This window comes from Gluconobacter oxydans (assembly GCF_006539685.1).
Classification (GTDB): domain Bacteria; phylum Pseudomonadota; class Alphaproteobacteria; order Acetobacterales; family Acetobacteraceae; genus Gluconobacter; species Gluconobacter oxydans.
Genome location: NZ_BJNM01000005.1, coordinates 1 through 12,297 on the forward strand (window position 1 = coordinate 1; position 12,297 = coordinate 12,297).

Genomic DNA, 12,297 nt, shown 5'->3' on the forward strand with positions numbered 1-12,297 from the left:
CCCATCAAACCCCGGGACCAAACACCTAGAAATTTTTATTATGACCAAGGACAAGCATACAATGAATTATGCAGATATTCTCCCGGGGGTCCCCTATATTGACTCGCCGTTTTTTGATGAAATTACTGTCGAAAAAAATTTCGATGCACAAACCAGGGAAATCGCTTCCTCATTAAGAGAAAATGGCTACGCCATCATAGATTTTCCTGACGCGGATTTTGCGCAAAAAGCAAACAGAATTAGGAATGATCTGTCCGAAAGTTTCGATTTCGGATACTGGCGCGACAACCTATGGAAAAAAATCAGGGTCTGAGAATTCAGGATGCCTGGGTTTCGAATGAAGACGTAAAATCCATAGCTGCAAATCAGACGATCCTAGACATTCTCTCGAGAGTTTATGGAAAAAAGGCCTTCCCTTTCCAGAGCCTGAATTTTCCGGTTGGAACCCAGCAGCACATGCATTCCGACCATGCCCATTTCTCTTCTGTTCCCGAACGGTTTATGTGCGGTGTCTGGGTCGCCCTGGAAGATGTTGATGAAGACAACGGAACTCTGGAATACTGGCCCAAGAGCCATAAAATTCCCTCTTATATCAATGAGAATCTCGGAGAATTATCTATCACCAACAATTCTCCAATCGAGCACTACAAGAACTATGAGTCTTTGTGGAAAATACTCATGGACAAGCTCGACATCAAAAGAGAAATTCTGACAATAAAAAAGGACAGGCCCTCATCTGGGCATCCAATTTGATACATGGCGGGACGTTACACAAGGATCCCAACAGGACGAGATGGAGTCAGGTTACACATTATTTTTTTGATGAATGCGTTTATTATACACCTATGCTGTCTGACCCGATTTTTGGATCAATTCATTACAGGGAACCAATGGACATCGGTACAGGCGAAGTAAAAGAAAACAAATATTCAAAACACTTTGTATCAAAAGATATTATGTCCAGAGAAAAGCAGATGGAAAGAATTCTTCCTTCCGATTTCAATGGCAATGATTACCTGAGCAAAAACCCGGACGTGCACAGAGCCGGAATTAATCCGATCAAGCATTACCTGATGCATGGTATCAAAGAGGGACGAGAATGGTGATCTAATTCTCATAACTCACACCAGTTGATCTCTCGCGATAAGTCATCGTTTTTATGTTCTTTCCTCTCGCCCCCATGAGGAAAGAAGAGGCTATGGGTTGATTTTCTGCGCTGGCATGACCGCGTTTTGGAATACCTGCCAGAATGCGTCCAGGATCTGACCGAATATCAACTCATAGCCACGTTGCAGAGGCTACGGAAACAGCCAAGCAACTTCCATAATTCTACATTACAAAAAAGGCGCGGACCGAAGCCCGCGCCTTTCCTTCAGGACAGAAAGTCCCAGCCGCAGATTACGGCAGGATTTCTGTCTCGGCGAAGAAGAAGGAGATCTCGTTCTTCGCGTTCTCAAGGCTGTCCGAACCATGCACGGAGTTGGCTTCGATGCTCTCGGCGAACAGCTTGCGGACGGTGCCTTCAGCAGCGTCGGCCGGGTTCGTCGCACCCATGACTTCGCGGTTCTTCGCAACGGCGTTCTCGCCCTGAAGAACCTGAACGACAACCGGCTCGGCAATCATGGAGGACACGAGGCTGCCGTAGAACGGACGCTCCTTGTGAACCGCATAGAAAGCGCCAGCCTGCTTCTCGGTCAGCTGGATGCGCTTCTGGGCAACGATACGCAGGCCAGCGCCTTCGAACACGGCATTGATCTTGCCGGTCAGGTTACGCTTGGTTGCGTCGGGCTTGATGATGGAAAGCGTGCGCTCGAGAGCCATCTTTCTTCTCCTGGTTAGGACCGGTCCCTTCCGGGACCAGCGGGTAAATACCGCCGTTCCACTAGAGCAAATTCATCGTTCCTGATAGGTCTGTCGCAGTATTTTAACGTCCCCTGTTTCTTTTCTTCCGACTGATCGAGGCGCCCGTGAGCCTGCTCACCATCACCGACCTGACCCTCCGCATCGCGGGCCGCACCCTGCTAGACAATGCGTCCCTCAGCGTGGATCCGGGACGCAAGATCGGTCTGATCGGCAAGAACGGCGCTGGAAAATCTACCCTTCTGGCCGCAATCGCCGGTGATTTCGCCCCCGATGGCGGCACCATCACCCTCGCCGCCCGCGCCACGATGGGCCGCGTCAAACAGGAAACGCCCTCAGGCAGCACCTCCATCCTCGATACGGTCCTCGAAGGCGATCTCGAACGCACGCGCCTGCTTGCGGAAGCCGAAACCGCGACCGATCCGGTCCGCATCGCCGACGTCCACGAACGCCTCATCGCCATCGACGCCTATACGGCCCCCGCTCGCGCGGGTGCCATCCTCTCCGGCCTCGGCTTCGATCAGGACGCCCAGAACCGCGCCGTCTCGGACTTCTCGGGCGGCTGGCGGATGCGCGTGTCGCTTGCCACGGCGCTGTTCCTGAACCCCGATCTGCTGCTGCTCGACGAACCGACCAACCATCTCGACATCGAAGCCACGCTCTGGCTGGAATCCTGGCTCGCGAAGTTCTCCGGTGCCGCGATCATCGTCAGCCATGACCGCTCCCTGCTCGACAACACAGTCGACGCCATTGCCCATCTCGATCACCAAAAAATCAGCGTCACACCCGGCGGTTACGACAATTTCGTCCGCATCCGCACGGAACAGGCCCTCCAGCAGAACCGCGCCGCCGAACGCATCGCCGCCCAGCGCGCCCATATGCAGTCCTTCGTGGACCGCTTCCGCGCCAAGGCCACGAAAGCCAAGCAGGCTCAGGCCCGCCTGAAAGCCCTCGAACGCCTGCCCCAGATCGACAGCGTCGTGGAAGACACTCCCACCCGCTTCTCCTTCCCCGAGCCGCAGCCCCTGCCCCCGCCAATGCTGAGCCTGAACAATGTCAGTCTCGGCTATGACGGGCGCGTCGTGCTCAAGGGCCTGAACCAGCGTCTGGACATGGAAGACCGGATTGCCCTGCTCGGACAGAACGGCCGCGGCAAATCCACCTTCGCCAAGCTGCTGGCCGGTCGGCTGGAGCCCATGTCGGGCACCTACATCCATTCTCCCAAGCTGAAGATCGGCTATTTCGCCCAGCACCAGAGCGACGAACTCGTCCTGACCGATACGCCTATCGACCATATGAGCCGCGCCATGCCGGACGCGCTTCCCGCCGCTGTCCGAGCCCAGCTCGCCCGGTTCGGCCTCGATGAAAATCGCGCGGAAACCAAGGTCGGAGAACTTTCAGGCGGCGAAAAGGCCCGTCTGCTTCTCGCCCTGTCCACCCGCGAAGCCCCGCACCTGCTGATCCTCGATGAGCCAACCAACCATCTAGATCTCGATGCACGTGACGCCCTGATCCGCGCCCTGTCAGAGTTCGAGGGCGCGGTCGTCCTCATCAGTCATGACAGCCATCTCGTGGAATCGGTCGCCGACCGCTTCTGGCTGGTCGAAGACGGCACGATCGCTCCCTTCGAGGGTGACATGGCCGAATACCGCGCCTGGCTCCTCGAACGCGCCCGCAAAGCCCGTGCTGAAATGGCCGAACGCAACAAGGCCGCCACGACATCAGAAAACAGCGGCTCCTCGTCGGCCCAGAAGCGGATCGACCGCAAGGAACAGACCCGCGCCCTCGCGCCCCTGCGCCGCAAAATCCGCGACGCGGAGAGCAAAATGGCCCAGCTCACCGGCGAGAAGACGAAAATCGAGGCCAGACTCGCCAATCCGGCCCTCTATCAGTCCGGCGATGCCGCGGAAGTGACGTCCCTGAACGTCCATCTCGCCGCGCTCAACGCCACCCTGGAAACCGTTGAGGAAAGCTGGCTCGAGGCCCAGGCAGAGCTTGAAAATGCCACCGGCTGAGGCCCTGAGATTTCCTTGACAGGAAACTCTTAACAAAAATGATTTGTTATTTGTTAACTACTATGGGAGATATAGGGTCTCCAGGGGGTTAACATCCTGTTTCGGTCCTGACCGGCAACAGCTGCAGGGTGTTCCTGACCTGTCACTACAATCAGGCACTCTTTCCAATCCGACATGCGGGTCTCGGAATGGAAGGAACCTCCAGCTCTAAAAACCTGCCGTTATACAGGAACTCAGCACATGACCCGCGAATATCACGCTCCATCCGACTGCTATTACGGCCGTCCCTTCCATTCTCCCTCCTACGACGCGAACGGCTGCTCCTACAGTCCGCATCACGCCCAGTCTGCTTCCGGCCTGACGGTCAGCGGCTGTGGCCGGGTTCTGTATGTCCTCAATGGCGATTCCATCACGAAGACATCCATTGTGAATGGCGGCACCGTCGTTGTCGGATATGGCGGGTCATCCAGCTACGCCACGATCAGCCGTGACAGCCTTCAGGCCATCATTTCGGGCGGCACGTCCTCCGACACGACGGTCGGAAGCGGCGGCATCGAAGCCGTTTACACCAACGGCAGCACGACGCAGACCGTCCTCAACGGCGGCGATCAGGTCGTGTTCGGCGGCACCGCCACCAACACGACAGTCGGCAAGGGCAGCACGCAGTACGTGCTGACAGGCCAGGCAAACGGCACGACCATCGGCGCCGGCGGCACGCTTGCCGTCTCGAGCTGGGGCACCGTCAGCAACGCCTCGGTTCTGAACGGTGGCACGCTGGTCGTGAATTTCGGCTCCGTCGTCCAGAACACGAAGCTCTACACGGGCAGCACGCTCGACCTGAACTTCCTGCGCTACAACAGCAGCACGACGGCCACGATCAGCAACGACTATCTGGTCATCACCAGCGATCACGGGAAGATTTCCTTCAAGCTGGCTGACAATTACAGCGGCTACGCAGGGCAGACCGTGACCCTGTCGCGCGACAGCGACGGCAGCACGCTCGTCCATCTCCAGGAAGTCTGCTTCCTGCCGGGCACCCTGATCGCCACACCCGATGGCGAGCGCGCCGTCGAGACGTTCGAGATCGGCGACAGCGTCGTCACCCCGGACGGCCAGACCCGCACCCTGACCTGGGTTGGCCGCGCCCATGCCCGCGTCCGCGCCGGTCTCCCCGACGACCAGGCCGGCTATCCAGTCCGCATCCGCGCCAATGCGATCGCCGATGGTGTTCCGCATACCGACCTTCTGGTCACCGGCGAGCACTGCCTGTTCCTCGATGGCGGCTTCATTCCAGCCCGCATGCTGGTCAACGGTGCTTCCATCGTCTGGGATTACGCCATCACGGCCTACGACTACCTGCATGTCGAGACGGACGGCCATTCCGTCATTCTCGCCAACGGCCTGGCAACGGAATCGTATCTCGACACCGGCAACCGTCGCAGCTTCACGCAGACCGGCCGCGTCGTTGCCTTCGGTGGCGCCCCCGCAAGCTGGGAACACGATGCCGCTGCAGAACTGGTGACCGATCGCGCCCGCGTCGAGCCGGTCTGGACGGCCATCGCAGCCCGCAGCAACGTGACCGCCGCTCCCGCAGCGACGACCACGGATGCCGAACTACGCCTGCAGTTGCCCTGCGGAACGCTGCTCGCCCCGAGCCGCATCGCCAATGACCGTGCCGTCTTCAGCCTGCCGGACGGTGTCAGCGATGTCCGCATCCTGTCCCGCACCAGCCGTCCCTGTGACGTGGTCGGACCGTTCCTCGACGACCGCCGCGACCTCGGCGTTCTGATCGGTGACGTGACGCTGTTCGAAAGCGCCTCCACCCGTCAGGTCACCACGCACCTCACGACGGACGCGGATGGATGGCATGGCCGTGAAGCCGCCCCCATGCGCTGGACGGCCGACAACGCCACGCTGAGCCTCGACACCATGACAGCAGCGGTCCTGACCCTGCAGATCGTGGCAGCCGGCCCCTACACCGTCGAAGACACCACCGCTCCGGTCGCCCGGCTCGCCTGAGACCAGACAGGGACCAGCCCGGGTCCCGGACAGTCCGTCCGGGCCCGGCAATGTCGGCGCACAGCCGGCAAAAGAAGGGGGACCATTGACCCCCCTTCCCTCTGCCCATAAGCCAGTCGGCAACGACTGACCAAGGACAGACCTTCCCCATGCCCATCTCCTTTTCCGATCCGGCAGAACGTAGCGAGACGGAACCTCGCGCGCGGGAACTGTCCAGAATCGCCGGTCTGCTGCGCATCGCACTGACCCTCACACTGGGCCTGCTGGCGATCTGGCTGATCGGCGACGTCCTGGCCGTAATCTTCGCCTCAGCCCTCGTGGCGATCGTCCTGCATGGACTTGCGCGCATGCTCCGGCGTCATGTTTCCGTCATCCCGTATCAGGGAGCGGTCGCCCTGGTCACTGTCGTGATCCTCGTGGCCCTGTTCGGTCTGGGCTGGTACAGCGGCCCGGCCATCAGCGACCAGTTCATCCGCCTCAAACAGGCCCTCATCACCCAGTCCGGTGAACTGCGCACCCATCTCTCCGGCTCAACGCTCGGCCAGATGGTCCTCGATCACCTGCCCTCGTCGCTGGGCGGCAATGCTGCGAGCACCGCGAGCCTCGGCTCACTGGGCTCAGGCCTCGCAGGCTCGGTCACGGGACTGCTCAGCTCCGTGTTCGGCATCCTCGGAACCCTTCTGGTGGTCCTGATCGCGGGGCTGTATTTCGCACTGAGCCCGGCCGTCTATATCGATGGCATGCTGCGCCTCGTCCCCACGCAGCACCGTCCTGCCGCCCGGGAACTGATGCTGACCGCCGGCTCCACCCTCCGGGCCTGGACCGCCGGACAGGCGCTGGACATGCTGGTGGTTGGAATGCTGTCGGGGATCGGCCTCTCGCTGATCGGGATCCCGCTGGCCCTGGCGCTCGGCGTCGTGGCGGGCCTGTGCAACTTCATTCCCTATATCGGAGCCATTCTCGGCGCAGTCCCCGCCGTCCTGCTGGGCCTGTCCCTCGGCACCCACGAAGCCCTGTTTGTCGGCATCCTGTACTGCGTGATCCAGTTCTTCGAGGGCAATGTCCTCGCCCCGCTGATCCAGCGCCGCGCGGTTCACATGCCCCCCGCCCTCGCCATCCTCTCGCAGACGGTCTTCGGCTCCATCCTCGGCGCGCCCGGCCTGATCCTGGCGTCCCCCATCACGGCCGCCCTGCTGGCCATGGGCGACAAGGCCACGGCCCCGCTTGAAGACGAAAACCAGACCCGCCGCGCCGTCGGCGAAGTCACGGAACAGGAAGAAAAACAGCAGAAGTAAGTCCTCTCCATAAGGACAAAAAAAGACCGGCACTCCCAAAGGAGGCCGGTCTTTTTCATGCCTGAACCGTTCTCGGCTTCTTACTTCGCAGGCTGCTGCGCACCATCCGGCTGAAGCGCCATGACCTGCGCATCCGGAAAGGCATTCATCCGGTACGGGCCGTTCTTTTCAAGCTGAACACCGATAATGTCGTCCTGCTTCTTGTGCTTCCAGATGGACACGATGACCGGCTGCCCCTGCGCCGTAGTCATTTCCAGAATGACCTGACCCGGTGCAGGCGGACGCTCACCCGACGGTCCCCATGCCGTCTCATGCGACTGCAGCCACAGATTGACCTTCTGAACCTCATCCGCCGTGAGTTCACGACTGACGGGCGCGCTCAGCTGCCCCGCCGTCACTTCCGGAAATTTCCAGGGATGCAGCAGCGGCCAGGTCACGAACCAGATGATGCCCACCGGAATGAGAACAAGGGCCGCAAAAACCAGCAGAAGTTTCTGTTCACGTCTCACGCCTGTTCTCCTGCCCAGCGGTTAAGGGCTGCAATGATGTAGCTGACGTCATCGTCCGTCAGTTCGGGATGAATGGGAAGGGCCAGAACCCGCGCACCGAGCCCTTCGGCCACCGGCAGCGAGGCACCATCATGATGCGGCGCATAGGCCGGCTGACGATGAAGCGGCTTGGGATAATAAATGGCCGTCGGAACACCCGCATCTTTCAGGAACGCCTGAAGCGAATCCCGCTTGCCCGCATCCGACAACAGGATCGTATAAATCGCCCAGGCACTCTCGCTGTTGGCAACGCGCACAGGCGGAACAATGCCTTCCGGCATGGCAGCATCATAGGCCGAAGCAATCGCATCCCGACGCTTCAGCTCGTCCCCGAACACATCGAGCTTCGCCAGAAGCACCGCAGCCTGAAGCGTATCCAGACGCCCGTTGATGCCGATCCGCTCGACTTCATAACGTGTGCGGCCTTCCCCATGCGTGCGCAGGGAATGATACAGCGCCGCCAGGTCGTCATCATCCGTCAGGATCGCACCGCCATCCCCGTAACCGCCCAGCGGCTTCGACGGGAAGAAGGACAGCGTCGTTGCCGTCGCCTCATGCCCCAGACGGCGGCCATGATAGGTCGCACCAAAAGACTGCGCGCAATCGGCCACCAGTGTCAGATCTTGCTGCGCCGTCCAGGCTTTCAGTTCGTCCCAGGGCGCGGGCTGACCAAACAGATCCACCCCGATCACGACCCGCGGCTCCAGCTCCCCGGCCTGACGCACGGCCTCAAGCCGCTCCTTCAGCGACTCAAGACTGATCTGAAAGGTCTGCGGATCTACATCCACAAAAACCGGCGTGCCGCCCAGAAGCAGTACGACTTCCGCCGTTGCCGTATAGGTGAAGGCCGGCAGGAACACTGCGTCTCCCGGACCGATTTCCTCACCCATCAGCACCATCAGCAGCGCATCCGTCCCGGACGACACGCCGATTGCATGTTTCGCACCGCCGAACTCCGCCAGACGCTGCTCCAGTTCCTGCACTTCAGGACCAAGCACGAAACGGCAATGCGCCATGACGGCGTCCACACGTTTCTGGATGCTGCCCTTCAGCCGCGCCTGCTGGGCGGGAAGGTCGAGAAAAGCAATCTGCCTTGTCATGGCGTTATCATCTCCGGATCGGGATGGGACATTGCAACCGGCATTCCGCCGTCGCGGTTATGAAGGAATTCGGGCACCAGCCTGTACAGGATGCTCATGATGGCGCCCAGATCACTCGCGTGACAGGCCGCCTCCAGCTCATCCATCGCAGCACGCGCCACCTTGAAATCGACCGTGCGCGGAGACGCCATCCGCAGGCCCGGCGCATCGGTCGGAACCGGCGCCTCACGGCCGTGAAACAGCTCTTCAAACAGCTTTTCGCCCGGCCGCAGCCCGGTAAAGCGGATCTCGATATCGGTCTCCGGCCGCAAGCCGGCCAGACGGATCATCTGAAACGCCAGATCCATGATCCGCACCGGATCACCCATATCGAGCACGAAAATACCACCCTGCCTGAGCCGCTGGTCCGTCGCATCGTTCTGCGCGCGCTCATGCGTCCCACGCACAGCCGCCTGCAACACCAGCCCCACGGCCTCGGGCACTGTCATGAAATAGCGCGTCATGTCCGGATGCGTGACCGTCAGCGGCCCACCATGCTCAAGCTGCCGCCGGAACAGCGGCACGACCGATCCCGTGGAACCCAGCACGTTGCCAAACCGCACGGTCACGCAGCGCATACCGCCCTGCCCGGCCCGCGCCCGCATATCAAGCGCCTGCCCGTACACTTCGGCACAGCGTTTGCTCGCCCCCATCAGACTGGACGGATTGACCGCCTTGTCCGTGGAAATCATGACCATCGCCTGCGCCCCGGCCCGCTCGGCCTCATCCGCGACGATCCGCGTGCCGATCACATTGGTCAGCACACCCTCAACCGGATTGTCCTCCACGATCGGGACATGCTTGAGCGCGGCTGCATGAAAAACGAGATGCGGCCGGTACAGTCCGAACACTTCAGCAATACGCCGCCGGTCACGCACATCCGCAATGATCTGCTGGCGCTTTACGTCTGCAAAACGCTCGGAAATATCCAGATTGATCTGCCACAGCGCATATTCGCTGCTCTCGATCAGCAGCAGCATGGCCGGCTGGAAAGACGCAATCTGCCGCGCCAGTTCGGAGCCAATGCTCCCCCCGGCCCCCGTCACGGCAATGACGCGCCCACAGATCAGCCGCGCCATCCCCTGCGAATCGAGCGCCACAGGCGGCCGGTTCAGCAGATCCTCGATCGCGATCGGCCGCAGCTCCACCCGGTCCGCCGGCTGCAATGCCGTGAGCGACGGCGTGCGCTGCACATCGATATCATAAGCCCGCGCGGCTTCAAGGATCTGGGCCAGCTCCCGGCCTTTGATTTCCCCCGCCGTAATGACAAGTGCATCCGGCAGTTTCCCGGCTGCGAAAAGCCGCTCCAGAATGGCAGGCGTCTCACTGATCGTCCCCAGGATCGGGCAGTCATGAATTCGCCGTCCGGCCTGCTGCGCGCCCCCGGTCAGCAGCCCCACCACACGACGGTTATTCCCGCTGTCCCGCTCCATCGCCCGGATGAACAGATCGGCTTCATGATCCGCTCCGAGCAGCAGAATGCGCTCGCCATCCAGAGCCAGACTTCTGCGCCGCGCCGCCAGACGCCACATCATGCGGATGGCTCCCAGAAACACGAGCAGGACCAGCGCATGAATGATTGGGAAAGTCGGCGTCGGCAGCGGATAGCCCGCCACATGCAGCAGTTCCGCAAACAGCAGCGCACTCAGAACCGACGCACAGGCGATATTGAACAGGTCCGCCACACCCGAAAACCGCCAGTACTGCTGCGGAATACGGAACGGCAGCCCCCCCACCAGCAGCGTGATCCCGCCCCCGGCAATGAACCACAGCGGATGAAGCCACCCCCCTGCCGGATCAGCCAGCCAGCGCGCCACCGGCGCCGCAGCCGCGGACACGACTCCATCCAGCACCACATTGAGAGCGATGCGCCGCGCCGGCATCGAAGAGCGCGGGGCCGGACCTGAAGGGGGCATTGAGGCCTGGGATGTGGGCCCTGTAGGATGAACGGATGTCACGCGCCCCTTATAGCGCCAAAAGCCTCCCTCCCATAAAGTCGTCCCATGCCCTTTTCTTTCCAGAACCTGACCAGCGGCGTCACGCTCGCCTGCATCGCCGCCGTTGTCCTGTGCAATCTCCTGATCCTGCTCATGATCCGCGCGGGCGTTCTGGACCATCCCGTCGCCCGCAGTTCCCATACGCGCCCGACGCCCAAAGGCGGCGGGATCGGCATCGTCGGCGCCTTCATCCTGTGCCTGTCCCCCGCCCTGTACGAGGCCCACGCGTCAATGCGCATCGTCCCTGCCATCACGGGGCTGCTGGTCGGCATGATCCTGCTCGGCACGGTCTCATGGCTCGATGACGTCCGCCCTTTCCCCGCGCGCTACAAACTCGCGGCCCAGTTCGTGGCGGCAATCGCCGCGGCCATCGGAACAGGCGCAACCCTGCCCGAACTGATCCCCTTCGTGCTGGCTGCCGTCTTCATCACGAACGCCCTCAATTTCATCGATGGCATCAACGGACTGGCTTCGGGCGTCATGGCCATTTCCGCCCTGGTTCTCGCCAGCACGGGCCTCATGCCCGTCGCCTTCGTCCTGCTCGCCGTCTGCCTGCTGAGCTTCCTGCCCTATAATTTCCCGAAAGCGCGGATTTTCATGGGTGATGTCGGCAGCCAGCCAATTGGCCTCGCCATCGCCTGGGGCGGCATGACCGGCTTTGGCACAGGCAGCGACGTGCTCGTCATCGCCCTGCTCTCGGGCGTGCTGTGGGATGTGACCTTCACGCTCGTACGCCGGGCACGCGCCGGTGACAGGCTCGCCCAGGCCCATCGCGGCCATCTCTATCAACTGGCCGTCCGCTCAGGACTGCCCGTCCCGCTCGTCACATGTCTCTATTGGGGATTTGCCCTCTGGGGCGCTGCGGCTTTCGCCACAGGTCAGATCATCACGATGGTTCTGATGATCGTCCTGCCACAGCTTGCGTGGACAGGATATGTCTGCACGCGGGCCAGAACCCGCGTGCAGGACCGCTGGTAACCCAGCGGCTTAAATCAGCCAGCGCGACGGCTGCTCAGACGCTCGACAGAAGCCGAAGCGCGTTCCGTGCGCGTGGAGCGCGTGCCGGAAGCTTCCGCCATGACGGCGCGCATTTCACGCAGGAAGGTGGAGCCCTTCAGCGTGCGCTGCACCAGCACCGAACGGCGATCCAGCGGATCGACCTTGCGGCGTGCCAGATCCAGCTCGCCCAGACGGTCGAGCGCGCGGGTGATGGCCGGCTTGGACACCTTGAGTTCCAGCGCCAGGCCACGAACCGTGTGAGCCCCGTCCCGCAGGTAGCAGGTCAGGAAGACGGCAAGCTGGCGGGCCGAAAGGTCGGGTCCGTCACGGCGGACCATGGAAACGATGGTGTCGCACAGAAGGTTGAGCATCTGATCATTGGTAGCCTGGGGCATGATCTCTCTCCTAAGCAGTCCCTCCCTCAT

The 12,297-nt window shown here is 61.3% G+C and carries 12 protein-coding genes; 7 read left to right on the forward strand and 5 right to left on the reverse strand.

The annotated features are described in order from the left end of the window. From GOX01_RS12995 to GOX01_RS13005, 3 genes are all read left to right on the forward strand, one after another. The coding region (locus GOX01_RS12995) for a hypothetical protein (RefSeq protein WP_218023013.1) at positions 1–313 on the forward strand (313 nt) is incomplete at its 5' end. Next, a complete protein-coding gene (locus tag GOX01_RS13000) occupies positions 292–753 on the forward strand; it encodes a phytanoyl-CoA dioxygenase family protein (protein ID WP_062269050.1) in 462 nt (153 codons plus the stop codon). The genes GOX01_RS12995 and GOX01_RS13000, both read left to right, overlap by 22 nt. A gap of 137 nt (positions 754–890) precedes the next feature. Beyond that, positions 891–1,106: a hypothetical protein gene (locus tag GOX01_RS13005; protein WP_196757227.1), complete on the forward strand. Its 216-nt coding sequence runs from the start codon at positions 891–893 to the stop codon at positions 1,104–1,106. Between the two features lie 292 nt (positions 1,107–1,398). Here GOX01_RS13005 and ndk read toward each other — a convergent pair whose 3' ends face one another. Then, complete coding sequence (gene ndk / locus GOX01_RS03420) at positions 1,399–1,821, reverse strand: nucleoside-diphosphate kinase (protein WP_011253445.1); 423 nt, start codon at positions 1,819–1,821, stop codon at positions 1,399–1,401. Positions 1,822–1,967: 146 nt separating this feature from the next. Here ndk and GOX01_RS03425 point away from each other — a divergent pair, with 146 nt between their 5' ends. The 3 genes from GOX01_RS03425 to GOX01_RS03435 all read left to right on the forward strand — a co-directional run bounded on the left by GOX01_RS03425 (position 1,968) and on the right by GOX01_RS03435 (position 7,189). Next, complete coding sequence (locus GOX01_RS03425; RefSeq protein ID WP_062269052.1) at positions 1,968–3,875, forward strand: ABC-F family ATP-binding cassette domain-containing protein; 1,908 nt, start codon at positions 1,968–1,970, stop codon at positions 3,873–3,875. Positions 3,876–4,115: 240 nt separating this feature from the next. After that, entirely contained in the window at positions 4,116–5,894 is a 1,779-nt protein-coding gene (locus GOX01_RS03430) for a Hint domain-containing protein (protein WP_011253443.1), read from the forward strand. 149 nt (positions 5,895–6,043) lie between these two features. After that, the gene (locus GOX01_RS03435; protein ID WP_062269054.1) at positions 6,044–7,189 is read left to right on the forward strand and encodes an AI-2E family transporter; all 1,146 of its coding nucleotides are present in this window, start codon (positions 6,044–6,046) and stop codon (positions 7,187–7,189) included. An 80-nt stretch (positions 7,190–7,269) separates the two neighbouring features. Here GOX01_RS03435 and GOX01_RS03440 read toward each other — a convergent pair whose 3' ends face one another. The 3 genes from GOX01_RS03440 to GOX01_RS03450 are packed head-to-tail and all read right to left on the reverse strand — an operon-like array spanning position 7,270 to position 10,792. After that, positions 7,270–7,698: a hypothetical protein gene (locus GOX01_RS03440; protein WP_011253441.1), complete on the reverse strand. Its 429-nt coding sequence runs from the start codon at positions 7,696–7,698 to the stop codon at positions 7,270–7,272. Further along, the gene (locus GOX01_RS03445; protein ID WP_062269055.1) at positions 7,695–8,837 is read right to left on the reverse strand and encodes a DegT/DnrJ/EryC1/StrS family aminotransferase; all 1,143 of its coding nucleotides are present in this window, start codon (positions 8,835–8,837) and stop codon (positions 7,695–7,697) included. The genes GOX01_RS03440 and GOX01_RS03445 overlap by 4 nt, the downstream gene beginning before the upstream one ends. After that, complete coding sequence (locus GOX01_RS03450; protein ID WP_011253439.1) at positions 8,834–10,792, reverse strand: polysaccharide biosynthesis protein; 1,959 nt, start codon at positions 10,790–10,792, stop codon at positions 8,834–8,836. Before GOX01_RS03450 ends, GOX01_RS03445 begins: the two co-directional genes overlap by 4 nt. A gap of 87 nt (positions 10,793–10,879) precedes the next feature. Here GOX01_RS03450 and GOX01_RS03455 point away from each other — a divergent pair, with 87 nt between their 5' ends. Then, entirely contained in the window at positions 10,880–11,851 is a 972-nt protein-coding gene (locus tag GOX01_RS03455) for a glycosyltransferase family 4 protein (protein ID WP_011253438.1), read from the forward strand. 14 nt (positions 11,852–11,865) lie between these two features. Here the strand turns inward: GOX01_RS03455 and GOX01_RS03460 are convergent, their stop codons facing one another. Further along, on the reverse strand, positions 11,866–12,267 hold the full coding sequence (locus GOX01_RS03460; protein WP_024717011.1) for a MarR family transcriptional regulator: 402 nt from the start codon (positions 12,265–12,267) through the stop codon (positions 11,866–11,868). Positions 12,268–12,297: the final 30 nt, after the last annotated feature.

Bases quoted from the DNA above. Each gene is read 5' to 3' on its own strand.
- GOX01_RS13000 (WP_062269050.1), top strand. From the start codon at position 292: ATGGAAAAAAATCAGGGTCTGAGAATTCAGGATGCCTGGGTTTCGAAT.
- GOX01_RS13005 (WP_196757227.1), top strand. From the start codon at position 891: ATGGACATCGGTACAGGCGAAGTAAAAGAAAACAAATATTCAAAACAC.
- ndk (WP_011253445.1), bottom strand. From the start codon at position 1,821: ATGGCTCTCGAGCGCACGCTTTCCATCATCAAGCCCGACGCAACCAAG.
- GOX01_RS03430 (WP_011253443.1), top strand. From the start codon at position 4,116: ATGACCCGCGAATATCACGCTCCATCCGACTGCTATTACGGCCGTCCC.
- GOX01_RS03435 (WP_062269054.1), top strand. From the start codon at position 6,044: ATGCCCATCTCCTTTTCCGATCCGGCAGAACGTAGCGAGACGGAACCT.
- GOX01_RS03445 (WP_062269055.1), bottom strand. From the start codon at position 8,837: ATGACAAGGCAGATTGCTTTTCTCGACCTTCCCGCCCAGCAGGCGCGG.
- GOX01_RS03450 (WP_011253439.1), bottom strand. From the start codon at position 10,792: ATGCCCCCTTCAGGTCCGGCCCCGCGCTCTTCGATGCCGGCGCGGCGC.
- GOX01_RS03455 (WP_011253438.1), top strand. From the start codon at position 10,880: ATGCCCTTTTCTTTCCAGAACCTGACCAGCGGCGTCACGCTCGCCTGC.
- GOX01_RS03460 (WP_024717011.1), bottom strand. From the start codon at position 12,267: ATGCCCCAGGCTACCAATGATCAGATGCTCAACCTTCTGTGCGACACC.